A 23450-nucleotide genomic window follows, 5' to 3' on the forward strand; every position below is an offset into this window, starting at 1 on the left:
GCAAGCCGGTGCGGCGCCTTATGACCGGATTTCTCATCAAACGCGTGTTGCAGGCGGTCTTCGTGATCGTGGCCGTGACGCTGCTTGTCTCTTATGCCGTGCGCCTGACCGGCGACCCTGCGCTGATGCTCAGCCAAGGGTCCGGCAGCGTGACCGAACAGGATCTGGCCAACATCCGGCAGGCGCTCGGATTGAACCGGCCGTTCCACGAGCAGTACCTGTCGTACATGCAAGGCCTGCTGCACGGCGATTTCGGGCGCAGCTTCATGGGCGGCACCTCGGTCGCCAAGCTGATCGGCGATGCCCTGCCGGCCACGCTGATGCTGGCCTTCACGTCGCTTATCGTGTCCATCCTGATTTCGCTGCCGCTGGGCATCCAGGCGGCCATCAAGCGCGGCAAGCCCACCGATCAGGCCATCCGCATCCTGTCGCTGGTGGGGTTGTCGTTTCCCAACTTCTGGCTGGCGCTGATGCTGGTGCTGCTGCTGTCGATTACTTTCCCGCTGCTGCCGCCGTCTGGCTGGAGCGGTCCGGCCAGCCTGGTGCTGCCGTCGCTGACGATGGCGATCATCCTTAGCGCCACCAATATCCGCCTGGTGCGCACGACGATGCTGGAAACGCTGTCCGCGCAATACATCATGGTGGCGCGCAGCAAGGGCCTGAAAGAACGCATCGTGCTGTACAAGCACGCGCTGCGCAATTGCGCCATTCCGCTGATCACATACCTGGGCCTGCAGTTCGGCGGCCTGATCGGCGGCATCGTGGTGATCGAGATGGTCTTCAACTGGCCCGGGCTGGGCACGCTGGCATTCGACGCCATTTCCGGCCGCGACTATCCGGTGCTGCAAGGCACGGTCACCGTGCTGGCCACCGTCATCGTCCTGGTCAACCTGATCGTCGACATCGCCTACGGCATCGTCGATCCCCGTATCCGCACGCGTTGAGCATCATGCAGACAACCACTTCCCCCGCCGCCCCGAAGGCCATGAAGCCGCGCAGCCGCTATCGGTCGCTGGAATTCGTGCTGGGCGCGCTTCTGACCGGCGTCATGGTCCTGCTCGTGCTGGCGTCCGGCTGGCTGTTTCCGGACGGCGGCGAATCCATGGATCTGGCCGCGCGCCTGATGGCGCCCTTCGCGTCGGCCGCCCACCCGTTCGGCACGGACCCGCTGGGCCGCGACGTGCTGGCGCGCGTGATCGTCGGCGGCAAGATCTCGTTGCTGGTGGGCTTTGCCTCGGTGCTGGGCGGCGCGCTGCTGGGCATCATCATGGGTCTCATTGCCGGCTACTACCGCGGCTTCTGGGACATGATCGTCATGCGCTTTGCCGACGTGCAACTGGCGCTGCCCTTCATCCTGGTCGCCATCACCTTCATTGCCATCCTGGGCGGCGGCCTGTTCAACGTCATCTTTTTCATGATCGTGTCGCAATGGGTGCAGTACGCTCGTCTGGTGCGTGCGCAGGTGCTGGCGCTGCGCGAGCGTGAATTCGTGCTGGCGGCGCGCGCCTTCGGCGTGCGCGACCTGGCCATGATCCGTCACCACATCGTGCCCAACCTGCTGGGTCCGCTGGTGATCCTGATGACCCTGAACGTGGCCAACAACATCCTGCTGGAAAGCAGCCTGACCTTCCTGGGCCTGGGCGTCGATCCCATGATCCCGAGCTGGGGCGGTATGCTTGCCGATGGCCGCACGTACATGCAGACGGCCTGGTGGGTCAGCGTCTTTCCTGGCCTGGCCATCATGCTGACGGTGCTGGGCCTGAACCTGCTGGGCGACTGGCTGCGCGACCGCCTGGATCCGACCGGCAAGGTCTGATGAATCGATCCGCACCCTGGGCGCGGAAGGAATATTGAGTATGTCGTTGCTGGACAAGAGTTTCGATCGCACGCTGGACGCCTGGACGCACGCCTACATGGCGCCGGCCTGGCGCGGCGCGGTCGTGGAAGGCTGGCTGTTCGAGAGCGCCCAAGCCCGCCGCGCCGCGCAAGACCGGCTGCAACAGGCCGGCGTGACGGCGCGCTTTCGCAGCGCCTACAAGCCGCTGCTGCACTATTTCCTTGAAGAGGTCGAGCACGACGGGCTGGTCTCGGCCGAGATCCGCTACCCCTTGCACGAGCACGCGCAGGCCAAGCGCTTCACGCTCGAAGCCTACCCCCTCGTCGCGCTGCTGAAGGACGTGCGCGTGACGATGCTGCCCGGCGTGAACGACCTGCACTACGACGTTACCCTGGGCTATGCCGACGGCCGCACGCTCGACGCCCGCGTCTTCGCACCCAATCAGTTGGGGCACGCGCCGGACGGCACGCCCGAGCTGTCGCCCACCGGCTGGCTGCGGGTGCGCGACGCGAGCGGCGCGGTGCAGACCGACGCCGCGCAGGCCACCGAATACCAGTTGCTCTTTCGCAGCATCATGGACTCGGTGCGCACCCACACCTGGGGCGCGCACGAGCCGTATTTCGACCGGCTGGAAATCCGCGTCGACCTGCCCGGCATCGATTTCGCGCTGCCGGTGGACGAGGAAATCGTCAGCACCTTCGAGGCGCTGCACGAAGACATTTATTTCTCGCTGCTCGAGCACTTCCAGCAGCACTCCGGCCGCCCTTCCGGCGACCGGGGCCTGCAACCCGGCCAGATCATTCCCGACATCCGCCGCCACGATGGCGCGCCGCGCGTGCAGATCTCGGTGGAGCCCTTTGCACCCGTCGCGCCCGTGACGCCGGCGTCGCCTGCCGGTCCGCTGGCGCAGGTGCGCGAGCCGCTGTCGGCCGCGCAGATCGCCGGGTGCATGGCGGCCTTTGGCGGCGACACTTTCCAGGCCGTGTCCCGGCAGGGCCGTCCGGTGCTGGGCACCTATGTGCGCGGCCCGGGTCCAGCCGTCTTCATTTCGGGCGCGCAGCACGCCAACGAAACGTCCGGCGTGGTGGGCGCCCTGCGCGCAGCGCAGACGCTGGCCGCGCGCGGCGATGCGCATTTCGCGCTGATCGCCTCGGAAAATCCCGATGGCTACGCGCTGTTCAACCGGCTGCGAGAGCAGCATCCGCGCCACATGCTGCACGCCTCGCGCTACAGCGCGCTGGGCGACGATATCGCCTACCGCGAGCGCGCGCCGTTCTTCGAACGCGAAGGCCGCCATCAGGCGCATGCGATCAGCGGCGCGCAGCTGCACATCAACCTGCACGGCTATCCCGCGCACGAATGGACGCGTCCGCTGTCGGGCTACCTGCCGCGCCACTTTGAACTGTGGACCATCCCCAAGGGGTTCTTCCTGGTGCTGCGCCATCATCCGGGCTGGGGCGAGCGCGCCCGGCATCTGATCGAAGGCGTCACCGCGCGGCTTGCCCGCAACGTGCCGGGGCTGGTGGAATTCAACGCGCGGCAACTGGAACTCTTTCACGCGCACGCGCTGGAAAAGGGATTCGACGTGCTCAACGGCATTCCCGTGCAGGTCACGGAAACCGATCGTGAAGAATTGCCAATGGCGCTCATCTCGGAGTTTCCGGATGAAACGGTCTACGGAGACCGTTTCGTTTTCGCGCATACTGTGCAGATGGAAACCGTCCTGGCGGCCACCGATCTGTATCGCGCGGGGCTTTAGACGTCTGGATCCCGCTGCTTGAACCCGCAATAAAAAAAATGAACATCCGAGAACGCAACCACGGCGACGATCTGGCCCTGGTGGACATCTGGCTTCGTTCGGTGCGCGCCACCCACACTTTCCTGACGGAAAAGGAAATCCAGGCCATGTACCCGAAGGTGCTGAACACCTACCTGCCGTCGGTAAGGGTCTGGGTCTGTGAGGACGATGCCGGCGAAGTCGCCGGCTTCATGGGCCTGAGCGGCAACAAGGTCGAAATGCTGTTCGTGGATGCCAACAAGCGCGGCAAGGGAGCCGGCCGCCGGCTGCTTAACTTTGCGCGCTCGCTGCATGGCACGCTGCTGGTCGACGTGAACGAGCAGAATCCGCAGGCGCACGGCTTCTACAAGCACTACGGATTTCAAGACGTGGGACGCTCGGCCCACGACGACGCTGGCCGCCCTTTTCCCATCATTCACATGAAGCTGGCCGGCTAAGGCACCGCGTTCAGGCGCCGCCCGCTTCGTGCCGGGCGCGCCACGCTTTCAAGGCCTCGCGATAGCGGTCCATGGCCTCGTCATAGAGGTCGTAGACGCAGGGAATGCAACCGCTGTTGCAGCATTCGCCGGGCTCGGGGCGTTCAGGCGGAACGGGCGGCGGATCGTCGTCCGGGGATTTCTTCTTGCTCATGGCGCCATGTTAGCGCTGCGCGTCATGCGCCGGCACGGCGCCGGCGTTCACAGGCCTTCGCGCTTTCGCCAATCCGCGCGGCGGATTTCGTAGCAGACCTTGGGTTCCGGCGCGTCGCCCGTCATGCCGACGTAACGCAGCCCCGTCTTTTCCATGACGCGCTGCGACGCCAGGTTTGAGCGCAGCGCCACGGCGCCCAGCACGTCCACCGGCAACAGGCGAAACCCCAGCCCGATCAGCGCGCGGGAAATCTCCGCTGCAAAGCCCTTGCCCCAACAGTCGGGATGCAGCGCATAGGCAAGCTCCACGCTGGCCCGGCCGGGCGACGCCGTCGCCTTCAGCCCGGCACGGCCAGCGGGCAGGCCCGTCTCGCGGTCCTGCAGCACATACATACCGTAGCCGTGCTCGGTCCAGTGGACGATGTTCTGCGCCACGTAGCTTCGGCTGGCCGCCGCGTCGCGCGTTCCACCCATCGATTGCATCAGATCGGCATTGGCGTGCATCTCGATCATGAACGGCAGATGCGCCTGCGACATGCGGCGCGCGTAAAGACGCCGGGTCTGGAAATCGTCGGGAAATTCGGTGGACGGCATGGCAGGCTCGCTCATTATTCCGGATAAGCCCGCATGGCGGCCGGTTGATCGGCCTTGAGCGCATCCAGGATGCGCTTGCCCACGCGGCCGTCCTGCGGCAGGTTCAGGCGCGCCTGCTCCTCGCGCACGGCGTCGCGGGTCTTTCCGCCCGGGATGCCGTCGGCCACGCCGATGTCATGACCGCGTCCGTACAGCTGCTTCTGCAGTTCCTTGATCTGCGCACGCGACAGGCCTGGGTCGTCGGTCGGCCACGCCGTGACGAGCGCCGGACCGCCTTGCAGGCGGTTCAGCAGCAGCGACACCGCCAGGCCGTAACGGCGCGACTGGTTGTAGTGCAGGATGGCGTCGAAATTCACGGTGGCCAGGAACACCGGGCCGCGTGCGCCGGTCGGCGCAAAAAGGTACGCCTGCTGGTCATTGCCCGAGGGCAGCTTCAGCACCGAGCCGTCGCCCTGCTTGACGCCGGCCTGCGCCCACTGGGCGATCGTGCGGCGATCCTGCGACCCCACGTACTCGGCGTCGGGCTCGGCGGGAATCGCGGCGGCCAGCTCGGCTGGCACGCGCACTTCCACCACGGCGGGCAGACCATGCGTCCATTGCGCGCGGCGCTTGCGCAGGTGGTTGGCGGTGGAAGCCAGCGCGTCGGGCAGCGAGTTGTAGAGGTCGATGCGGCCGTCGCCATCGCCGTCGGCGGCCAGTTCGTAGAACGACGTGGGGATGAATTGCGTCATGCCGAACGCGCCGCTCCACGACCCGACAAACTTGTCGGCGGGCACGACGCCGTCGCGCAAGAGGCGCACGGACGCGTAGGCGTTCTTTTCCCAGAGCGTCTTGTTTTCGGTGCAGGCGCGCGTCAGCCAGGCGTTGAGCACGTCGGTCTTGCCGACCTGGCGGCCATAGTTGGTTTCGATGCCGAAGATGGCGACCAGCGACGCGGGATCGACCTGATACTGCTGGCTGATGGCGCCCAGCTGCGCGCCGTACTTGCCGAGCACGGCCTTGCCGTCCTGCACGCGCTCGTCGTCGACCGTCTTGGCGATGTAGTCCCACCAGCTTTCGCGGCCCTCGGGCTGTCCCTTGGCCGACGCGACGGTGGTGGGCAGCAGCGTGGCGTTGGCCGTGTACTTGTTCCAGTCGGCAACGGTCAGGCCGTTGGCCGTGGCGCCCTTGCGCAGCTTGTCGATGCAGGCCTTGGTGTCGAGTTCGGTGGGGACGATGACCGTCGGGGCGGCGGGCGCGGCGGCCGGGGCTGCGGAGGCAGCGGGCGCGGCGGCGGGCGCAGCGGAAGCAGCAGGTGCTGCCGCCGGCGCAGTAGCGGGCGCAGTGGCCGGCGCGGCATGGGCAGCCGGCGCGGGCGTGTCGTCGAAGCTGCGCTTGGGTTTGAGCGCGGGTTGCGGCTGTTCGGGCGCGGGCGTCTGGATGCGCGATCCGGTGGCAGATCCGGGCGACTGCGCCTGCGCGGCGCCGGCGGCAGCGGCGGTCAGGGCCGCGGCCAGCAGCACGCGCGAAAAGCTGTCGATTCGAGGACGGGAGAAACTCTGGCGCATGGCTTTCCTGAAAAATCGAGGTCAGCCGGGATCGTACCGCGACCAGCGGCCGAAATCGAACGCGGCCCCTGCCCTGCCTGCGGACACTGGCCGATCATTGCGGGGCGGGCGGCGCCTCACGCAATTGCGCCAGGCGTTGCGCGGCCATTTCATATCCTTGAGCCGCGGCGGCCTCGTACCAGCGCAGCGCCTCTTTCATGTCGAAGTGTTCCATGACGAGGCCCTGCAGGTATTGCGCGCCGGGATCGCCACGCTGGGCAGCAGCCAGCATCGCCCGGTCGGCCATGCCGTCCTGACGCGGCGATTCGCCATAGATGTGGGCGTTGCCGCCCTCGATGGTGCCACCCAGTTCGCGCATCGACGGCGGGGTCTGATCGAAGAGCTGACGCCAGAACAGCGCCACGAGCACAACGAACAGCGCGAAGAAAATGGTCCAGGTGACGATCCGTTTAGCGGTCATGTTTCTCTCAGATAATGGGCAGGCTTGCGCCCGCGGACTTCAGGGATGATCGGTGGCGGGCGCAAACCAGTATTGGAACAAATCGCCGTCATTGGTGTACCAGGGCAGCAGCATGCCGATGCTGTCGGACTCTCGCGCCACCGTCAGCAGCAGCCCGCCCGCGTCCTTGCGCAGGATGGCCACGTGACGCCGCACGCCCATGGACTCATGCTGGCGCCAGTCATGGCGCACGCTGACCCACAGCCGGCCTTGCGTGCATCCGGCAGCCCGCCAGATGGCATTGCCGGGATGCGGGCGTTCGCCCACGGCTGCCGTATCGGCGCCTTCCTCTTGCAGGACAAGCTGCGACACCTGGCGCGCGCCGTGCTCATCGCGCGCCTCTATCCGCCACCCGAGAGCATCCGGGACGAACGAGACGGTTGCGCGGGGCGACGATTTCCATGCCGGCAAGGGGGCATCGCGCATGCCCGGCAGATCCAACGGATACGTCAGAAAGCCGCGCAGGTCCTCCAGCAGGAACGCATCGGCACCGCCGGCGCGCCGTTCGCCCTGCGCGCGATAGACGCCGGCCAGGTCGGGGCATTGAGCCGGATCCGACGCCAGCACGACCGGCGTGCCTTGCTTGAAGGGCGGCCATTTGACGGCCACGTCGTCGACGCGTGACACGCTGCAACCGGCCAGCACCGCGGTCAGCAGCGTGACCGCGGCAATCATCGCCGTGCGCCTGCCGCCGCAGGGGCGGCTGCCGTTGCCGGCGCATAGCCCTTCGCACTGCCCTACGCACTGGCCGCCGCACTGGCCGCCGCACTGGCCGCCGCGTCTTTTCAACATCAATGCCGCTTCTCCCGTTGCAAGCCGAAGCCGTTGCAGGCCCCCGCGCGCGCAGCGGGGCGCCATTCGCCGCCCCCGCGCCGTCAGGCGTCGAACTATATCCCGAATCCTCGCGCGCGTTGCCAAGCGGCCAACGCGGGAGAATAATCGGCAAATCGCTTCCGCTTCCCCGCGCCATGACACCGTTCCGAGGCAAACTCCGCATCCGGCACCTGGAAATCGTGCTGACCGTCTCAGAATTGGGCAACCTGTCCAAGGCGGCGGCCCAATTGCACAGCACGCAATCGGGTCTGTCGCGCGCCATTGCGGAGATCGAGGAATTGGTGGGCGCGCGGCTCTTCGAGCGCACCGCAAAGGGCACCACCTGCACGCCGCTGGGCGACGCCATGTGCCGCCACGCGCGCCAGTTGCTGACGGGCTTTCGCAAGGCCGAGGTCGACCTGGCCGCAGTCTCGCGCGGCGAGGAAGGCAGCCTGACGGTGGGCTGCTTTTCGATGTTTGCGGGCTGGCCGGTGGCGCAGGCTGCGCGCGACTACCGCGAGGCGCACCCCCGCATCACGCTCACCATCGAGATCGGCACACACGAACGGCTGATCGAGGACCTGGACGCCGGCGCGCTGGATGTGCTGATCAGCCGTTTCTCCAGCACCGTCAATCCGCAGATCTACCGTTCGACCACGTTGCTGGAAGACGCCGTCGTGCTGGCCTGCGCCCCGCATCATCCGCTGACCCGTCTGCCGGGGGCCACGCTGGCCGATTATGTCGCGTATCCGTGGATCACTGCGCTGCCTGGCAGCCGCATCCGCGGCGAGCTGGAATTGTCGCTGCGCCAGGCCGGTTTGGCGATTCCGGATATGATCGGCGTCCTGTCGCTGGAATTCGGCCGCGAACTGCTGCTGGACGGTCAGTATCTGTGGATGCTGCCCGGCAGCGTTGCGGCTGTCCGGCAGGCACGCGGCGAACTCACCGTGCTGCCCGCCCGCCCCGCCTTGCGCAAGTCTCCGCTTGCCGCCATCTGGCGCCGCGACCGTCCCAGCACACGTCAGGCGCGCGCCTTCGCGGCCCAGCTCGAACGCACCATCCAGGCCGATGGCATTGCGCTGGCCGCCTGACCCGCGCGCGCATCCCGAACACGCCCCTTTTTCATACCGGAGCACCCATGTACGAATGGCTCAACGCATTGCCCAAGGCGGAATTGCACCTGCATCTGGAGGGCACGCTTGAACCCGAGCTGCTGTTCAAGCTGGCGCAACGCAACGGCGTGGCGCTGCCCTGGCCCGACATCGACGCCCTGCGCGGCGCCTACGACTACAACAACCTCCAGGAATTCCTGGATCTCTATTACCTCGGCGCGGACGTGCTGCGCACCGAGCAGGACTTCTACGACCTGACCTGGGCTTACCTGCTCAAATGCCGCGAGCAGAACGTGGTGCACACGGAACCCTTCTTCGATCCGCAGACGCACACCGACCGCGGCGTGCCCTTCGAGACCGTGCTGAACGGCATCAGCCAGGCGCTGGCCGACGGCGAGAAGCAGCTGGGCGTGACCAGCGGCCTGATCCTGAGCTTCCTGCGCCACCTGCCCGAAGAACAGGCCATGCGCACGCTGGAGCAGGCGCTGCCCTACCGCGATGCGTTCATCGCCGTGGGTCTGGACAGCAGCGAGCAAGGCTTTCCGCCGCGCCTCTTTCAACGCGTGTTCGACCGCGCGCGCGCCGAAGGCCTGCCCGCCGTGGCGCATGCCGGCGAGGAAGGCCCGCCCGAATACATCTGGGAGGCGCTGGATCTGCTCAAGGTGCTGCGCATCGACCACGGCGTGCGCGCGGCCGAGGATCCCGAACTGATCGCCCGCCTGATCGACGAGCAGATTCCGCTGACCGTCTGTCCGCTGTCCAACACCCGGCTGCGCGTGTTCGGCCACATGCGCGAGCACAACATCCTGTCGCTGCTTGATGCCGGCGTGAAGGTCACCGTCAACTCCGACGATCCGGCCTACTTCGGCGGCTATGTGAACGAGAACTTCCACGCGCTCTACGAGCACCTGGGCATGACGCGCGAGCAGGCGCAGGCCCTGGCGGACAACAGCCTGGACGCGCGCATCGCCAGGTAGCGCCTTCCAGCCATGCGGGTTGCTCATGGCTCTGTTCAAAACCGGCATGCCCGGCGCGGCACTTTCCTCCCTACCATAGTCCGGCGGCAGCAACGCTTGCCGCCGCTGGACGATGAACAACGAGACAAGGGGCAGGATATGAGTGAACGCGTAAAGGCGGCGCTGCGCAGCGGCACGCTTGCCGGTGTGCGCGACGGCGGCGTGTGCCGCTTCGGCGCCATTCCCTATGCGCAGGCGCCCGTGGGCGAACTGCGATTTGCACCGCCGCAGCCGGCCAGCTGGCGGGGTGAATTCGACGCCACGGGAATGGGCGCCGTGGCGCCGCAATTGCCCTCGCGCCTGCGCGGCGCCATGGGCGACTTCGATGCCGAACAATCCGAAGACTGCCTGCACCTGACGGTTTGGACCCCGGCCGCGGACGGCAAGCGCCGTCCCGTCGTGGTCTGGCTGCACGGCGGCGCCTGGCAAAGCGGCGGCGGCGCGCTGGATTGGTACGACGGCTCGAGCCTGGCGCAACGGGGCGACGTGGTCGTCGTGGCCGTCAACTACCGGTTGGCCGCGCTTGGCTGGCTGTTCGTGCCTGGGCAGACGGCCAATGCCGGGCTGCTGGACCAGGAGATGGCGATCGACTGGGTGCTGGCCAATATCGAAGACCTGGGCGGCGACCCCGAGCGCGTCACAGTGATGGGGCAATCGGCGGGCGCCTCGTCGATCTGCGCGATGCTGACGCGCCAGCCGCGCTTCTCGCGCGCCATCCTGCAGAGCGCCGCGCTGGGCCGCGGTTTTCGCAGCGCCGCGCAGGGCGAAGCCCTGGGACAGGTCTATCTGCGCGCGGCTGGGGCCGAATCGCTTTCCGAGGCCCGAAAATTGCCGGTGTCCGCGCTGCTGGCTGCCCAACAGGCGCCCCAGGTGGTGCAGGCGCTACGGGCCGAAGGCAGCAGCCGAAGCCTGTTTTCGCCGGTGCTCGATGGCCAGGTGCTGCCGCTGGACATGGCGCCCGCACTGACGACCGCCGCGGGCCGCGCAGACGTGCTGGTCTGCTACACGCGTGACGAGATGGCCGCCTTTCCAGACCACGGCACCGACGCTGCCAGCCAGCAGATGGGCGACGCCGTGTTCGGCGCGCCATCGCGGCAGTGGGCCGGGAACGCCGCCGCGCAAGGCCGCGACGCCTGGCTGGCGCGCTTTGACGTCGCACCGACGGACCGCTTTGGCGCGTGCCATTGCATCGAGCTGCCTTTCGTGTTCGACACCCTGCAAGCCTTTGCCGGTGCACCCATGCTGGCCGGTCTGCCTGCCGCGCATGCAGAGCAGCTTGCCCGCCAGACGCAGAACGCCTGGCTGGCCTTCATCCGGGGCGATGCGCCGGGCTGGCCGCAAGCGCCGCACATGCAAATCCTGGCCTGAGCCCGCCACGCCACCGGCCATGCCGCATCTGGCGCCGGGCTTGCCCCCCGCGCCTTGCATACCAACAACACAAGGGGAATTCCATGTTCAAGCAATGCCTTCTTGCGATGGCGCTCGCGCTGCCGCTTGCCGCCACCGCCGCCTATCCCGAAAAACCGGTCAAGATCATCGTTTCCAATCCGCCGGGCGGTCCGGTCGACGTCATGCTGCGCGTCCTGGCGAGCAAGCTGGGCGCGGCCTGGGGCCAGCCCGTCGTCGTGGAGAACAAGCCGGGCGCCTCGGGCATCATCAGCACGGGCGCGCTGGTCAAGTCCGCTCCCGACGGCTACACGTTGGGCATGGTGGTCGCCTCTTCGGTGACCATCGTGCCGTTTGCCGTCGATAGCCTGCCGTTCGACACGCAAAAGGACCTGCAGCCCATTTCGCTGGTGGCGCGCACGCCGTTCATCTTCATCGTGCCCAAAGACAGCCCGCTCAAAACCTGGGAAGACTTTGTGCGCGAAAGCCGCGCGCGCAGCCTGAGCGTGGGATCGTTCTCGATCGGCACCGCATTCCACCTGGTCTGGGAACAGACGGCGCGGCGCGCGGGCATCAAGGCGCTGTACGTTCCCTCGTCATCGTCCGGCAAGACCCAGAACGACCTGATCGGCGGACAGCTGGACGTGGGCCTGGACGCACCGTCCAGTTCGAAGGGGCTGATCGACAGCGGACGGTTGCGGGCGCTGGCGATCACCAGCCCGCAACGCTTCGGCGGTCTGCCGGACACGCCCACACTGAAGGAGTCCGGCCTGGACTACGCGCCGCAGCCGTGGATCGGCCTGATGGGGCCGGCCGGCATGCCGAAGGACCGTGTCGCGCAGATCCAGAAGGCGGTCAGCGACATCCTGAAGGATCCCGCCATGCAGGCCCAGATGCAGACCCTGGGCATGATCCCCATCGGCAGCACGCCCGACGAACTGGCCGCGACAATCCAGGCCGACCGCGCCGAGATGGGACCGCTCATCAAGGAGCTGGGGATCAAGCTGCAATAGCGCGGGCAAAGCCGCGGCGGCTTGCGTGGGGCGCGGGGCCGGCGTGGTTGCGCGGCCTTGCGGGCATCCCGCATTGACGCGTCGCCAGCCGGTGGCTACAGTGGCCGGCAGCCTTGCGGCGCGCTGCCGGCCGCATTCCCGAACCACCCGCGGTCCTGCCGCGGGTCCAACTTTTTCGGATACCCATGAACAGCTACCGCGTCGGCATCGCCGGCTTCGGCGCCATCGGCCAGGCCGTGGCGCAATCCCTCGATGCCGGCCTGCCCGGCCTGACGCTCGCCGCCGTCGCCGTGCGCGATCCCAGCGCCCCGCCCGCCTTCTCGTGGAAAGACGGCGCGCCCGCCTTCACCACCATCGACGGCCTTGCCGACCATTGCGACGTGGTCGTGGAATGCGCGCCCGCGGCCGTGTTCCGCAACATCGCCGAACCAGTATTGCGCGCCGGCAAGAAGATGGTGGTGCTCAGTTCGGGCGCCTTGCTGCGCCACGAAGACCTCATCGACATCGCGCGCCAGCACGGCGGCCAGGTCATCGTGCCGTCGGGCGCCATTCTGGGGCTGGACGCCATCACCGCCGCGTCCGAAGGCGTCATCCATTCCGTCACGATGATCACCCGCAAGCCGGTGCGCGGCCTGCTGGGCGCGCCCTACCTGACCGACAACAACATCGACATCGAAGGCATCACCGAGCCGCGCCTCATCTTCCGCGGCTCGCCGCGCGAGGCCGCCGTGGGCTTTCCGGCCAACCTCAACGTGGCCGTCAGCGTGTCGCTGGCGGGCATCGGCCCGGATCGCACCACGCTGGAAATCTGGGCCGATCCCTCGCTCGATCGCAACCTGCACCGCGTCGAGGTCGTGTCCGACTCCGCGTCGTTCTCGATGGAAATCCAGAACATCCCGTCGGCCAATCCCAAGACCGGACGCATCACCGCGCAAAGCGTGATCGCCGCACTGCGTAAGCTCACCGGACCGCTGCGCGTCGGCACCTGAGGGCGGCATTCTCCTTCAGGCCGCCGCCCGCCGCAACGCGTCGCCGTGGCGCGACGCCGGCATGGACCCGACCTGCCAGCGTCCCGTTCCGTCCAGATCCAGCCGTTGGGTATGGAACGCATCCAACGTGCTGCGATGGCCCACGCTGACCAGCATGCTGTCCGGCAGCGCCTCGCGCAGCAGGCTGTACAGCATGTGCTCCAGCCCTTCGTCCGTGGCCGACGTGGCCTCGTCCAGAAACACCAGCGCGGGCCGGTTGTACAGCGCGCGGGCAAACGCAATGCGCTGCTGCTCGCCCAACGACAGCACGCGTGACCAGTCGTGCACCTCATCGAGCCGGCCGGCCAGATGCCCCAGGTTGACCTGCCGTAACGCATCGGCCAGCCGCGCGTCGTCGGTCGGTTGCGCCAGCCCCGGATACGCCACCGCGCCGCGCAGGTCGCCCAGCGGCAGATACGGACGCTGCGACAGGAACAGCGCAGACGCGCCCTGCGGCCGCCGCACCACGCCGTGGGCGTACGGCCACAGACCGGCCAACGCGCGCAGCAAGGTGGTCTTGCCGCTGCCCGACGGCCCTTTGATCAGCAGGGCTTGTCCGGGATGCAGGCGCAGATTCAGGTTGTCCAGCAGACAGGCGCCATCCGGGCGCGACACATCCAGGCCCTCGATCTCCAGGCCATCGGGCAGCGTCTGGGTCTGCACCTGCGGCAGCGCACGCGCCGCCTCGTTGGCATCCAGGAATCCATTCAGACGATCCAGCGTCGCGCGGTACTGGGCGAACGTGTCGTAGGAACTGCGAAAGAACGACAGCGATTCCTGCACCTGCCCGAAAGCCTGCGAAGTCTGCATGACATCGCCCAGCTTGATCGCCCCGCTGAAAAAGCGCGGCGCCTGCAGGATGAACGGAAACACGACCGCGATCTGGCTGACCGACAGGTTGAAGCCGTCGAACTTCAGGCCCCGGTACACGCGCGCCCACAGATTGGCGATGTAGGACGTGAAGCGCGTCCACAGCGTCGCCCTCTCCACTTCCTCGCCCTGATAGAACGCGACGTTCTCGGCGTTCTCGCGCAGTCGGACCAGCGCATAACGGAAGTTGGCCGTCAGGCGCTCGGACAGGAAATTCAGCTTGATGAGCGGGCGGCCGATCTTGAAGGCCAGCCACGTCGCGACAATGACATACAGATAAACCACGAACACCATGGCGCGCGGAATCTCCACGCCGCCCAGCGTCAGCGGACCCGATAACCCCCACAGGATCGCCGTGAAGGCCACCAGCGACACGATCGCACTGATGGCGCCGATCGCCAGCGTGCGCGACCCTGTCACGAATTGCGCGATGTCCTGTTCGATGCGTTGGTCGGGGTTGTCGACGGGTTCGGCCAGGAAGTGACCGCGGTAGTAGGCGCCCGCGCCCAGCCAGTCGCGCGTCAGCCGTTCGTTCAACCACACGCGCCAATGAATGTCGAAGGCCTGGCCCACGTAGCTATCGGCCAGGCTGCGCACCACATGCACGGTGGCCAGCACCGCGAAAATCCCCAGGAAGTGCCAGAACACCGACTGGTCCAGCGCCTGCAAGGCACTGTAGAAGCCGTTGTACCAGAACGAAAACAGCACGGTCATGCGCACCGCGAACATCGCCAGGAACAGCAGCAAGGCCAGGGTGAGCATCGGGCGCCAACTGCGCCGGGGCGTCAGGTACGGCCAGGCCAGCCGCCAGAACTTCCGGCCCCAGACCGTGGTGCGCGTCAGGATCAGGGTGACCACCGCCAGCGCCACGGCGGAAATGCCGAACGCGCGCGCAAGCCACAGGGCACTTTCTGCAAGTTGCTGCTGCCAATTCAGATCCATGAGCCCGGAACCTCGCAATGACGTTCCTGGTTAGACGTCCGGATCCGGCGCAGTTCCGGCAAAACTGTCGCTTTAAGCCTGGCTTAAGCCACTTCCAAGGACATTGACGGCACGTTGAAAGTCGAGAGGCGATTTCATCAAGTTGGACCGAGGTCCAGGTTGGCGAACAGGTCCGCCAGCGTGGGCACGCTGCGCGCGGGCCAGATCGCGCTCAGGTCGAAACTGGGCAGGCGCTCGCCATCGCGCACCTCGCAAAAGCGCACGCCGCGAAAATCCATGGACCGTATCCAGCTGGGCAGCAAGGCCACGCCGCAGCCGCCCGCCACGCACGACAGCACCGTCAACGTGCGGCTGGCCTCCTGGTTCACGTGCGCATCGTGCCCGCCCTTGCGCATGGCATCCAGGATATCCGCATAAAATGCCGGCAACTGTGACTGCGGGTACATGATCAGACCGGCCTGCGCGATCTGCGCCATCGACACCTGACCGTCGGGCGGCACCTCGAACTCGTCGGGCACGGCGGCCACCAGCCGGTCCCGCAGCAACTGGCGCTCGCGCATGCGGCCGCCCACGGCCACGGGTGTATGCATCAGGCCGATATCGATCTCGCCCGTCTGCAAGGCCTCGGCCTGTTCGGCGTTGCTCATTTCACGCAGGATGATGCGCACGCCCGGCGCCTGCTGGCGCATCTGGCGCAGCGCGCGCGGCAACGTGTCAAAGAGGGCGGAGGACACCAGACCGACCGTCAGTTGCCCAGCGCTCCCCCGCCCGATCTCGCGCGCACGGCGCGCCGCGGCGTCGATGCGCGCCACGCTGGCGCGTACGTCTTCCAGGATGGCCTGCGCGGCGGGGGTAGGCGTCGTGCCCTGACGCGACCGTTCGAACAGCCGCACGCCCAGGTCTTTTTCCATGCGCGTCAGCGCCTGGCTCAACGCAGGCTGAGCAATGCCCAGCCAGTCCGAGGCGCGGCTGACGCTGCCGTGGTCCACCACCGCCAGGAAGTACCGAAGGTGCCGGGTTTCCATATTGATCCAATATATATAAAGCGCTTTTCCACAATGGAAAACTATACCTCGACTTCCTAGAATCCCGACTTACAGAACATTACATACTGGCCATGTCGTTCCCGCGAACGCCGTGCCGAACCAGGAGACTGCTTTGCCCTCGCCGCTTCCAGGCGCCGCCGTCGACACCCACGCCCACGTGTTCCACCAAGGTCTCGCCCTGGCCGACACGCGCCGCCACACGCCGGACTACGATGCCACGCTGGCCGAGTATCTGGACTTGCTGGACGCGCACGGCATGCGCCACGGCGTGCTGGTGCAGCCCAGCTTCCTGGGCACGGACAACAGCCATCTGGTTCAAGCGCTGCGCGCGGCGCCCGCCCGGCTGCGCGGCGTGGCCGTGGTGGCGCAGGACATCGCTGACACCGAATTGCAGGACCTGGCCGGCGCGGGCGTGGTCGGCATCCGCCTGAACCTTGTCGGGCTGGACAGCCCCGCATTGCAGACGCCCGCCTGGCAGTCGTTGCTTGCCCGCGTGAATGCGCTGGGGTGGCATGTGGAAATCCATCTGCAGGCCGCGCGCCTGGACGGCGTGATGCCGGCGTTGCTGGCCGCGGACTGCCGGATCGTGGTGGATCATTTTGGCCGCCCGGATCCCGCGCTCGGCGTTTCGGACCCCGGATTCCAATATCTGCTGCGCCAGGCGGACAGCGGCCGCGTGTGGGTGAAGCTGGCCGCGCCCTACCGCAACTGGGGCGCTGCCGCCTGCGCGGCCTCCGGTCGGTTGGCCACGCAGCAACTGCTGGACGCCTATACCCCCGAACGCCTGATGTGGGGCAGCGACTGGCCCCATACCGAACATCGCCACCTGGCGTCCTATGCCGCGGCCACGCAGTGGCTGGACGCCTGGATCGACGACCCCGCGCAACGGCGCGCCGTGCTTGCCGACACGCCGTTGCAGCTATTCCAATTCAAAGGAGACGCTCCATGACCCCTCTCATCAAACGCCTGGCGCAACGTAGCGCGCTGTTTGCCGCCGCCGGCCTGCTGGCTGGCGCCGCCGGCGTCGCACACGCCGCCTACCCCGAGCGCGCGGTCACGCTGGTGGTGACCTATCCGCCCGGCGGCACCGTGGACGTGGTCGCCCGCCTGATCGGCCCGAAGCTTGCGGCCGAGCTGGGCCAGCCCGTCGTCATCGAAAACCGCGGCGGCGCGGGCGGCATGATCGGCGGCGCCGTCGTCGCCAAGGCCAATCCCGACGGCTACACGCTGATGCTGGACGCCTCCAATCACGCGCAGAATCCCGCGCTGCACAGCAAGATGCAGTTCGACACGCTATCGGCCTTCGCGCCGGTGTCGCTGCTGCTGCGCGTGCCCAACGTGCTGGTCGTGACCCCGTCGTACGAAGTGAAGTCGGTCGCCGACCTCATCAAACTCGGCCAGCCCGATGCCAAGGAGCCGGTGTACTTTGCCTCGGCCGGTCCCGGTTCGGCCCAGCACCTGGCGGGTGAACTGTTCAACCTGCTGGCCAAGACCCAGTTGCAGCACGTCGCGTACAAGGGCGGCGGCCCGGCCATGATCGACGTGATGTCGGGCCAGGTGCCCGTCATGTTCGCCAGCATGGGTTCTGCCTGGCAGCACGTGAAGAACGGCAAGCTGCGCGCCGTTGCCGTTGGCGGACTGGAGCGTTCGAAGACCGCGCCCGACCTGCCCACCATCGCCGAATCGGGCGTGCCGGGCTACGAAACCTACGAATGGAACGCCGTGTTCGCCCCGGCCGGCACGCCGCCCGCCATCGTGGAACAGGTGTCGCAGGCGCTGGCCAAGGTGCTGAAGGATCCCGCGATCGCCGAACAGCTTGCCGGCATCGGCGCCGAACCCATCGGCTCCACGCCTGCCGAACTGGACACGTTCCGCCGCGCCGAGATCGAAAAGTGGCAGCGCGTCGTCAAGGAAGCGGGCCTGAAACTGGATTGAGTACTGCCGGGCCTGATGGGCCCGGACACCGCGTAGCCGGTTTGCGGCGCTCATGCTGGGCGCCGTTTTTTTTTGCCGCGCGGGCGGGGCTATCATGACGCCTTGGACAGCTTTACCGCAGGAACCCGCTGGATGGACAAGATCCGACTCGACAAATGGCTGTGGGCCGCGCGCTTCTACAAGACGCGCAGCCTGGCCTCGCAGGAAATCGGCAAGGGCCGCGTGTTCGTGAACGGACAGCCGGCCAAACCCGCGCGTGAGGTCGGCGCCGGCGACGTCGTCGCGGTCCGCAAGGAAGACCCCGCGCTGCAGGTGCGCGTCGTGGCCGTGAGCGGCGTGCGAGGCCCCGCGCCGGTGGCGCGCCTGCTGTATGAAGAAACGCCCGAAAGCGTGGCCGCCCGCGAGCGCGCCGCCGAAATGCGGCGTCTTGCGCCGGAACCGGCGCTGGGCATCGACGCGGGACGCCCCACCAAGCGCGATCGGCGTCTCATCGACCAGATGCGGGGCAAGTCTTGGTGAAGCGCGGCGGCTCGGGCGGCCTGGTCTATTCCACCGAGTCCGGGCGCATGTGCCCGCAATGCCGCCAGCCTGTGGCGCAATGCCAGTGCCACGCGGCCAGCCGCGCGGCCCCGGCGGGCGACGGCGTGGCGCGCGTTTCCCGCGAGACCAAGGGCCGCGGCGGCAAGAGCGTGACGCTGGTGCGCGGTCTGGCGCTGGGGCCCGACGCCCTGGCCGCGTTGGGCAAGCAGCTGCGGACCGCGTGCGGTTCGGGCGGCACCGTCAAGGACGGCGTGATCGAGGTGCAGGGCGACCACTGCGACCGCATCATCGACGCGCTCACGAAACAAGGCCACCGCGCCAAGCGCGCGGGCGGCTGAACCGGATCAGGACAGAACGATGGAAATTCCCGTGACGGACGTCGCGAGCTGGCACGCCCATGTGTACTTCGACGCGGCAACCCGCGATGCCGCGTTCGCCCTGCGCGAGCGGATCGTCGCGACGTTCGACGGCAAGATGGAAATGGGGCGCTTCCATGAGCGCCCCGTGGGCCCGCATCCGCAATGGAGCTACCAGATCGCGTTCGGTCCGCAGCATCTGGCCGAGATCGCCACCTGGCTGACACTGAACCACGGCGCGCTGGATGTGTTCATGCATCCGAACACCGGCAATTCGCTGCGCGACCACCGCGACTGCGCCGTGTGGATCGGGCGCAGCCACGTGTTGAACCTGGCTGCGCTGGGCGGTTGATCCCCTACAGCGCGCGACCCACGATCAGCGAATCGATCGCCATCTGCGCGTCGTCGCTCTTGCCCTCGTAAGGCAGGCGGCTTAGCACATAGCGCATGGCGTTCAGGCGCGCGCGCTTCTTGCAGTCGGACTTGACCACGATCCACGGCGCATCGGCGGTGTCGGTGTGCGCGAACATGGCTTCCTTGGCGCGCGTGTAATCGTCCCACTTGTCCAGCGACGCCAGGTCCACCGGGCTCAGCTTCCATTGCTTGAGCGGATGCACCTTGCGCTGCTGGAAACGGCGGCGCTGTTCTTCCTGGCTGACCGAAAACCACAGCTTGATCAGCGTGATGCCGCTGCTGACGAGGTGGCGCTCGAAATCGGGCGTCTGGCGCAGAAACGCCAGGTATTCGTCCTGCGAGCAGAATCCCATCACGCGCTCGACGCCGGCGCGGTTGTACCAGGACCGATCGAACATGACGATCTCGCCCGCGGTGGGCAGGTGCTGCACGTAGCGCTGGAAGTACCACTGGCCCTTCTCGGTGTCGGACGGCTTTTCCAGGGCGACCACGCGCGCGCCGCGCGGATTCAGGTGTTCCATCATGCGCTTGATGGTGCCGCCCTTGCCTGCCGCATCGCGCCCTTCGAACAGGATCACAACGCGCTGGCCGGTCGCCTTGACCCACGCCTGCAGCTTCAGCAGTTCGACCTGCAGCTTGTACTTCTGCTTTTCGTAATTGCGGCGCAGCATGCGGTGGCGGTAGGGATAGACGCCCTCGCGCCAATCTCCTGCCAGTTCTTCGTCGGGATTGCGGCGCGCCCCCGGCGCCTGCCGGTTGGCGTCGAGCAGCGCGCGATGCACGGCCTGCGCGTCATCGGCCGACAGCGCATCGATGACGGTGCGCAGGGCCGCGCGCGCCTCGCCCGGTTCGCCCACCTGGTAGCGGCCGGCGATATCGGCCAGCACCGCCGCGGTCTCCTGCCGCGCCGCATCCTGCCGCGCCGTCACGCGCTTGCTCAGTTCGACGGCGGGCTCGATGGCGGGCTCGGGGGCAGATGCGGCCGCCGGGCGGGCATTCGCCGTGCGCTTGGCCGCGCCCCTGGCCGCGGCGGGGCGCTTGACCGGCGCCGCCGGGGCGGCTTCGTCTTGATCGGGAGCCTGCGATATCTTGTCGGTCATTCGTCCTGTCCTTGCTGCGCCAAAAACTTCAACCCTAGCTTGCGCCAGGGTGCGCGAAATTGATTGGGATCAAAGGTTGTAACATTTTTACACTACCCCGGCCCCTTTACACTGCACCTCCCTGTTCCCCTCGATTGCGACACCCATGTGGTCATTCATCAAGCGATGGTTCGCCGGCCCCCCGGCAGCCGAAGACCCCTTGCAGGAATTCGTGCGCTTTGATGACGCCGGGCTGACGCGCTCGGGCGAACTGGCCCGAGCGATGGGCCTGCAGGAATTCTGGCCCTGGCGCGACATTCATGAATTCGGGTTCGTTTTCACGCAGGCGATTTATCCGGACCCGTGGTTCGGCGACTACATGGAAAGCCTGTGGTTCGTCCGCGTGCCCACCGACGGCGGCGGGCTGATGCGGATGGACTTCGACGCGCGCGTGCTGGACATCAATCAGTTGCCCCCCGCCCTGCTCCGCAACCTGCCCGGCCTGGACATGGAAGTGTTGCGCGCGGGCCTGGCGACCGCCGCGCGGGGCCTCCGCCATTTCGAGGGCGAAGGCGAGTGGGTGGCCTGGCGGCGCACGGACGCCGCCTCTGCCGACCTGCCCGCCGCTACACGCGATCCAGACCCTGCTTGAGGTCCGCCAGAATGTCCTCGGGCGTTTCCAGCCCCACGGACAGCCGCAGCAATCCTTCGGACAAACCGTAGCGCTCGCGGTCCTCGGCCGAATAGCTGGCGTGGGTCATCGACGCCGGATGCTGGATCAGGGTTTCGGGATCGCCCAGGCTGACCGCAATGCGCGCCAGCTTCAGGCTGTTCAAGAGCGTCTTGCCGGCGGACAACCCGCCCTTCAGCTCGAAGGCCACCAGTCCGCCACCCGCCGCCTGCTGGCGCGCCGCGATGTCCGCGCCCGCCGTGCCGGACAGGCCCGGATAGAACACGTCGGCCACTGCCGGGTGCTCGCGCAGCAGCTTGGCCACCTTCAACGCGGTTTCGCTGTGCCGCTGCACGCGCAGCTCCAGCGTCTTGATCCCGCGCAGCACCAGAAAAGCCGTGAACGGCGACAGCGTCGCGCCCGTGAAGTAGCGCAAGCCCTGCAACCGGATGGCGTCGATATGTGGCTTGCGTCCCAGCACCGCGCCCGCCAGCAGGTCGCCGTGCCCGCCCAGATACTTGGTGGCCGAATGCAGCACGATGTCCGCGCCGTGCTCGAGCGGCCGCTGCAACACCGGCGTCGCGAAGGTGTTGTCGACGATCGTCAGCAGGCCCTTGCCTCGCGCGATGGCGGAGATGGCCGCAATGTCCACCAGCCGCAGGTTCGGATTGGCGGGGGTCTCGAAGTACACGGCCCGGGTCTTGGGCCCGACGGCGGCGGCCACCGTCTGCGGCTTGGTGAAGTCCGCGAACACGGCCCGCACGCCAAAGCGGGCCAGCCCCTGCGTGAACAGCGTGAAAGCCGTGCCGTAGACAATCTGGTCGACCACGATCTCGTCGCCGCTTTGCAACAGCGAAAACAGGGTGGCCGAGATGGCCGCCATGCCCGAGGCCGTCACCACGCCGGCCTCGGCGCCTTCCAGCGACGCCAGGCGTTCCTCCAGCAGCGCCTGCGTGGGATTGCGCGTACGGCCGTAGACATAGCCTTGGGCTTCGCCAAGCCGGATCCGGTCAAAGGCCTCGATGCTGTCCTGCGTGTAGGTGGACGTCAGATACAGCGGTGGCGACAGCGCGCCCTGTTCGTCCAGCGGGTCGTAGCCCAGGTGGATGGCGCGCGTCGCAAAACCGTGTTGCGGGTGGTCGGTCATGTCATTCACTCCTGTCATCGGTAGATGCAGACGCGCATCGCGCCTGCCCTGAAATTGGTTCGCGCCGCCGGCCCGCGGCATTGACGGGGCCCAAGCGAGTCTTTACAGTCAAACGCCGTATCCCCGTTTTCACGCGCCACATGAACGACCCGCAAGCGCCCGCCACGGCTGCCGGCCCGGCCGCGCTGGCCACGGCTCCGCCCGAACCCGGCTGGCTCCTGAAGGCCGCCACCTGTCTGGTCTATTCCGCGATGCTGGCGTGGACCGTCTACAGCAGCCGTCCGGAAACGATGCTGGAGGTTGCGCAACTGGCCTTCGGTGGCGCCATGCTCCTGGGCGCCCTGCTGCTCGTCGTCCTGGGCGTCTTTTCCCTCTGGAAACGCTTTCGCACGCCGCGCAACCGCGTGCGCATCATGCTGGGCGCGGGGGTGTTCCTGCTGGCCGCCGTGGCCGTGCCGCTTGCCGAACGCAGCCACGACAACCGCCAGCGCGACATCGCCAACACCGAAATCCGCAAGGCCATCGACGCGCTGCGCATGCAGGCCGGCGGCGGCTCCGGCGTGCCCGAAGACGTGGCGGCCATCGATCCCTCGCCCAAGGCCACGGGTCCGTACGGCGAAATGGAACGGGCCATGAAAACCGTGGCCGGCGAACGGCTTGCGCAGCATCGCGCCTACCTGCAGGAACTCAAGGAAATCGGCCTGCCCCGGCTCTTTGACGCCGGCCGGCTGGCGCGCGACTCGGGCCTGATCGAAAGCCGCCTGATTCTGGAACAGGCCGAAAAGCTGGTGCCCGCCTACCGGCAGCAAAGCCTGGACGTGCTGGACGGGATGCCCGCGCTGGTGCGCTCGCTGACCATCTCCGAACCTGAAAAGGCAAAGATCCTGCAGGCGCTGACGGACTCGCGGGCGGCAAGCAACCAGAAACTGCGGCGCGTCTGGGACCTGGAAACGCAGATCCTGCACGAGTTCGGGCTGATGATCACGCTGCTCGATGACAACCGTCAGTTCTGGTACGCGGACCGCAACGAATTGAAGTTCGGCCGCAACGCCGACCTGACGCGCTTTCACCAGCACCAGGACACCGTCAACCGGCTGGCCCGCGAGCAGGAACGGCTGGCGACGCAATCCCTGGCGGCCATGCCGCAGGCGCCGCTGCGCTGAACCGGATAAGCGTTCC

The 23450-nt window shown here is 67.3% G+C and carries 25 protein-coding genes; 16 read left to right on the forward strand and 9 right to left on the reverse strand.

The window, feature by feature from the left end; translation table 11 throughout:
• Nucleotides 1–20: 20 nt before the first annotated feature.
• Genes QEP15_RS16085 through QEP15_RS16100 form a run of 4 tightly spaced genes read left to right on the forward strand, consistent with a single transcriptional unit; the run spans nt 21 to nt 4072 of the window.
• Complete coding sequence (locus QEP15_RS16085) at nt 21–944, forward strand: ABC transporter permease (protein ID WP_152384867.1); 924 nt, start codon at nt 21–23, stop codon at nt 942–944.
• Nucleotides 945–949: 5 nt separating this feature from the next.
• Nucleotides 950–1816 (forward strand): ABC transporter permease, encoded by an 867-nt coding sequence (locus QEP15_RS16090; protein WP_142054549.1) that lies wholly within the window; start codon nt 950–952, stop codon nt 1814–1816.
• A 40-nt stretch (nt 1817–1856) separates the two neighbouring features.
• A complete protein-coding gene (locus QEP15_RS16095) occupies nt 1857–3596 on the forward strand; it encodes a M14 family metallopeptidase (protein ID WP_280147721.1) in 1740 nt (579 codons plus the stop codon).
• Between the two features lie 38 nt (nt 3597–3634).
• On the forward strand, nt 3635–4072 hold the full coding sequence (locus QEP15_RS16100) for an acetyltransferase (RefSeq protein ID WP_152384869.1): 438 nt from the start codon (nt 3635–3637) through the stop codon (nt 4070–4072).
• 10 nt (nt 4073–4082) lie between these two features.
• Here the strand turns inward: QEP15_RS16100 and QEP15_RS16105 are convergent, their stop codons facing one another.
• From QEP15_RS16105 to QEP15_RS16125, 5 genes are all read right to left on the reverse strand, one after another.
• Complete coding sequence (locus QEP15_RS16105; protein ID WP_056324053.1) at nt 4083–4265, reverse strand: oxidoreductase-like domain-containing protein; 183 nt, start codon at nt 4263–4265, stop codon at nt 4083–4085.
• Nucleotides 4266–4312: 47 nt separating this feature from the next.
• On the reverse strand, nt 4313–4858 hold the full coding sequence (locus tag QEP15_RS16110; RefSeq protein ID WP_280147722.1) for a GNAT family N-acetyltransferase: 546 nt from the start codon (nt 4856–4858) through the stop codon (nt 4313–4315).
• A gap of 14 nt (nt 4859–4872) precedes the next feature.
• Nucleotides 4873–6405 carry a lytic murein transglycosylase gene (locus QEP15_RS16115; RefSeq protein WP_280147723.1) on the reverse strand — a complete coding sequence of 511 codons (1533 nt, stop codon included), beginning with the start codon at nt 6403–6405 and terminating at the stop codon, nt 4873–4875.
• Nucleotides 6406–6499: 94 nt separating this feature from the next.
• Nucleotides 6500–6865 (reverse strand): SEL1-like repeat protein, encoded by a 366-nt coding sequence (locus QEP15_RS16120; RefSeq protein WP_152384873.1) that lies wholly within the window; start codon nt 6863–6865, stop codon nt 6500–6502.
• A gap of 39 nt (nt 6866–6904) precedes the next feature.
• Nucleotides 6905–7696 carry a hypothetical protein gene (locus QEP15_RS16125; protein WP_227741257.1) on the reverse strand — a complete coding sequence of 264 codons (792 nt, stop codon included), beginning with the start codon at nt 7694–7696 and terminating at the stop codon, nt 6905–6907.
• A gap of 221 nt (nt 7697–7917) precedes the next feature.
• Here QEP15_RS16125 and QEP15_RS16130 point away from each other — a divergent pair, with 221 nt between their 5' ends.
• The 5 genes from QEP15_RS16130 to QEP15_RS16150 all read left to right on the forward strand — a co-directional run bounded on the left by QEP15_RS16130 (nt 7918) and on the right by QEP15_RS16150 (nt 13233).
• Entirely contained in the window at nt 7918–8808 is an 891-nt protein-coding gene (locus tag QEP15_RS16130; protein WP_253856671.1) for a LysR family transcriptional regulator, read from the forward strand.
• Between the two features lie 47 nt (nt 8809–8855).
• A complete protein-coding gene (locus QEP15_RS16135) occupies nt 8856–9806 on the forward strand; it encodes an adenosine deaminase (RefSeq protein WP_152384875.1) in 951 nt (316 codons plus the stop codon).
• Between the two features lie 138 nt (nt 9807–9944).
• Complete coding sequence (locus QEP15_RS16140) at nt 9945–11213, forward strand: carboxylesterase/lipase family protein (protein ID WP_280147724.1); 1269 nt, start codon at nt 9945–9947, stop codon at nt 11211–11213.
• Between the two features lie 83 nt (nt 11214–11296).
• On the forward strand, nt 11297–12244 hold the full coding sequence (locus QEP15_RS16145) for a Bug family tripartite tricarboxylate transporter substrate binding protein (protein WP_280147725.1): 948 nt from the start codon (nt 11297–11299) through the stop codon (nt 12242–12244).
• Between the two features lie 185 nt (nt 12245–12429).
• Nucleotides 12430–13233 carry an aspartate dehydrogenase gene (locus tag QEP15_RS16150; RefSeq protein WP_280147726.1) on the forward strand — a complete coding sequence of 268 codons (804 nt, stop codon included), beginning with the start codon at nt 12430–12432 and terminating at the stop codon, nt 13231–13233.
• Between the two features lie 15 nt (nt 13234–13248).
• Here QEP15_RS16150 and QEP15_RS16155 read toward each other — a convergent pair whose 3' ends face one another.
• A complete protein-coding gene (locus tag QEP15_RS16155) occupies nt 13249–15084 on the reverse strand; it encodes an ABC transporter ATP-binding protein/permease (RefSeq protein ID WP_280147727.1) in 1836 nt (611 codons plus the stop codon).
• A gap of 137 nt (nt 15085–15221) precedes the next feature.
• Nucleotides 15222–16109: a LysR family transcriptional regulator gene (locus QEP15_RS16160; RefSeq protein ID WP_152384879.1), complete on the reverse strand. Its 888-nt coding sequence runs from the start codon at nt 16107–16109 to the stop codon at nt 15222–15224.
• Nucleotides 16110–16221: 112 nt separating this feature from the next.
• Between QEP15_RS16160 and QEP15_RS16165 the strand changes: the two genes are divergently transcribed.
• The 5 genes from QEP15_RS16165 to QEP15_RS16185 all read left to right on the forward strand — a co-directional run bounded on the left by QEP15_RS16165 (nt 16222) and on the right by QEP15_RS16185 (nt 19313).
• Entirely contained in the window at nt 16222–17079 is an 858-nt protein-coding gene (locus QEP15_RS16165) for an amidohydrolase family protein (protein WP_376751046.1), read from the forward strand.
• A complete protein-coding gene (locus QEP15_RS16170) occupies nt 17076–18065 on the forward strand; it encodes a tripartite tricarboxylate transporter substrate binding protein (protein ID WP_152384881.1) in 990 nt (329 codons plus the stop codon). Before QEP15_RS16165 ends, QEP15_RS16170 begins: the two co-directional genes overlap by 4 nt.
• Before the next feature lie 132 nt (nt 18066–18197).
• A complete protein-coding gene (locus tag QEP15_RS16175; protein WP_152384882.1) occupies nt 18198–18584 on the forward strand; it encodes an RNA-binding S4 domain-containing protein in 387 nt (128 codons plus the stop codon).
• On the forward strand, nt 18581–18943 hold the full coding sequence (locus QEP15_RS16180; protein WP_152385541.1) for a translation initiation factor Sui1: 363 nt from the start codon (nt 18581–18583) through the stop codon (nt 18941–18943). Before QEP15_RS16175 ends, QEP15_RS16180 begins: the two co-directional genes overlap by 4 nt.
• Before the next feature lie 19 nt (nt 18944–18962).
• Complete coding sequence (locus tag QEP15_RS16185) at nt 18963–19313, forward strand: DOPA 4,5-dioxygenase family protein (RefSeq protein ID WP_142054530.1); 351 nt, start codon at nt 18963–18965, stop codon at nt 19311–19313.
• Between the two features lie 4 nt (nt 19314–19317).
• Here QEP15_RS16185 and ppk2 read toward each other — a convergent pair whose 3' ends face one another.
• The gene (gene ppk2, locus QEP15_RS16190) at nt 19318–20475 is read right to left on the reverse strand and encodes a polyphosphate kinase 2 (RefSeq protein WP_152384883.1); all 1158 of its coding nucleotides are present in this window, start codon (nt 20473–20475) and stop codon (nt 19318–19320) included.
• A 145-nt stretch (nt 20476–20620) separates the two neighbouring features.
• Here ppk2 and QEP15_RS16195 point away from each other — a divergent pair, with 145 nt between their 5' ends.
• A complete protein-coding gene (locus QEP15_RS16195) occupies nt 20621–21106 on the forward strand; it encodes a hypothetical protein (RefSeq protein WP_175155851.1) in 486 nt (161 codons plus the stop codon).
• Here the strand turns inward: QEP15_RS16195 and QEP15_RS16200 are convergent.
• Nucleotides 21081–22271, reverse strand: coding sequence for a trans-sulfuration enzyme family protein (locus QEP15_RS16200; RefSeq protein ID WP_152384885.1), 1191 nt, complete (start codon nt 22269–22271; stop codon nt 21081–21083). The genes QEP15_RS16195 and QEP15_RS16200 overlap by 26 nt on opposite strands.
• A gap of 140 nt (nt 22272–22411) precedes the next feature.
• Here QEP15_RS16200 and QEP15_RS16205 point away from each other — a divergent pair, with 140 nt between their 5' ends.
• Complete coding sequence (locus tag QEP15_RS16205; RefSeq protein ID WP_280147728.1) at nt 22412–23434, forward strand: hypothetical protein; 1023 nt, start codon at nt 22412–22414, stop codon at nt 23432–23434.
• Nucleotides 23435–23450 lie beyond the last annotated feature (16 nt).

This window comes from Achromobacter mucicolens, assembly GCF_029866465.1.
GTDB classification, from domain to species: domain Bacteria; phylum Pseudomonadota; class Gammaproteobacteria; order Burkholderiales; family Burkholderiaceae_B; genus Achromobacter; species Achromobacter mucicolens.

Bases quoted from the DNA above. Each gene is read 5' to 3' on its own strand.
- QEP15_RS16155 (WP_280147727.1), bottom strand. From the start codon at position 15,084: ATGGATCTGAATTGGCAGCAGCAACTTGCAGAAAGTGCCCTGTGGCTT.
- QEP15_RS16120 (WP_152384873.1), bottom strand. From the start codon at position 6,865: ATGACCGCTAAACGGATCGTCACCTGGACCATTTTCTTCGCGCTGTTC.
- QEP15_RS16115 (WP_280147723.1), bottom strand. From the start codon at position 6,405: ATGCGCCAGAGTTTCTCCCGTCCTCGAATCGACAGCTTTTCGCGCGTG.
- QEP15_RS16090 (WP_142054549.1), top strand. From the start codon at position 950: ATGCAGACAACCACTTCCCCCGCCGCCCCGAAGGCCATGAAGCCGCGC.
- QEP15_RS16150 (WP_280147726.1), top strand. From the start codon at position 12,430: ATGAACAGCTACCGCGTCGGCATCGCCGGCTTCGGCGCCATCGGCCAG.
- QEP15_RS16125 (WP_227741257.1), bottom strand. From the start codon at position 7,696: ATGTTGAAAAGACGCGGCGGCCAGTGCGGCGGCCAGTGCGGCGGCCAG.
- QEP15_RS16185 (WP_142054530.1), top strand. From the start codon at position 18,963: ATGGAAATTCCCGTGACGGACGTCGCGAGCTGGCACGCCCATGTGTAC.
- QEP15_RS16135 (WP_152384875.1), top strand. From the start codon at position 8,856: ATGTACGAATGGCTCAACGCATTGCCCAAGGCGGAATTGCACCTGCAT.
- QEP15_RS16200 (WP_152384885.1), bottom strand. From the start codon at position 22,271: ATGACCGACCACCCGCAACACGGTTTTGCGACGCGCGCCATCCACCTG.
- QEP15_RS16095 (WP_280147721.1), top strand. From the start codon at position 1,857: ATGTCGTTGCTGGACAAGAGTTTCGATCGCACGCTGGACGCCTGGACG.
- ppk2 (WP_152384883.1), bottom strand. From the start codon at position 20,475: ATGACCGACAAGATATCGCAGGCTCCCGATCAAGACGAAGCCGCCCCG.
- QEP15_RS16140 (WP_280147724.1), top strand. From the start codon at position 9,945: ATGAGTGAACGCGTAAAGGCGGCGCTGCGCAGCGGCACGCTTGCCGGT.
- QEP15_RS16170 (WP_152384881.1), top strand. From the start codon at position 17,076: ATGACCCCTCTCATCAAACGCCTGGCGCAACGTAGCGCGCTGTTTGCC.
- QEP15_RS16110 (WP_280147722.1), bottom strand. From the start codon at position 4,858: ATGCCGTCCACCGAATTTCCCGACGATTTCCAGACCCGGCGTCTTTAC.
- QEP15_RS16175 (WP_152384882.1), top strand. From the start codon at position 18,198: ATGGACAAGATCCGACTCGACAAATGGCTGTGGGCCGCGCGCTTCTAC.
- QEP15_RS16195 (WP_175155851.1), top strand. From the start codon at position 20,621: ATGTGGTCATTCATCAAGCGATGGTTCGCCGGCCCCCCGGCAGCCGAA.
- QEP15_RS16160 (WP_152384879.1), bottom strand. From the start codon at position 16,109: ATGGAAACCCGGCACCTTCGGTACTTCCTGGCGGTGGTGGACCACGGC.
- QEP15_RS16100 (WP_152384869.1), top strand. From the start codon at position 3,635: ATGAACATCCGAGAACGCAACCACGGCGACGATCTGGCCCTGGTGGAC.
- QEP15_RS16105 (WP_056324053.1), bottom strand. From the start codon at position 4,265: ATGAGCAAGAAGAAATCCCCGGACGACGATCCGCCGCCCGTTCCGCCT.
- QEP15_RS16085 (WP_152384867.1), top strand. From the start codon at position 21: ATGACCGGATTTCTCATCAAACGCGTGTTGCAGGCGGTCTTCGTGATC.
- QEP15_RS16205 (WP_280147728.1), top strand. From the start codon at position 22,412: ATGAACGACCCGCAAGCGCCCGCCACGGCTGCCGGCCCGGCCGCGCTG.
- QEP15_RS16145 (WP_280147725.1), top strand. From the start codon at position 11,297: ATGTTCAAGCAATGCCTTCTTGCGATGGCGCTCGCGCTGCCGCTTGCC.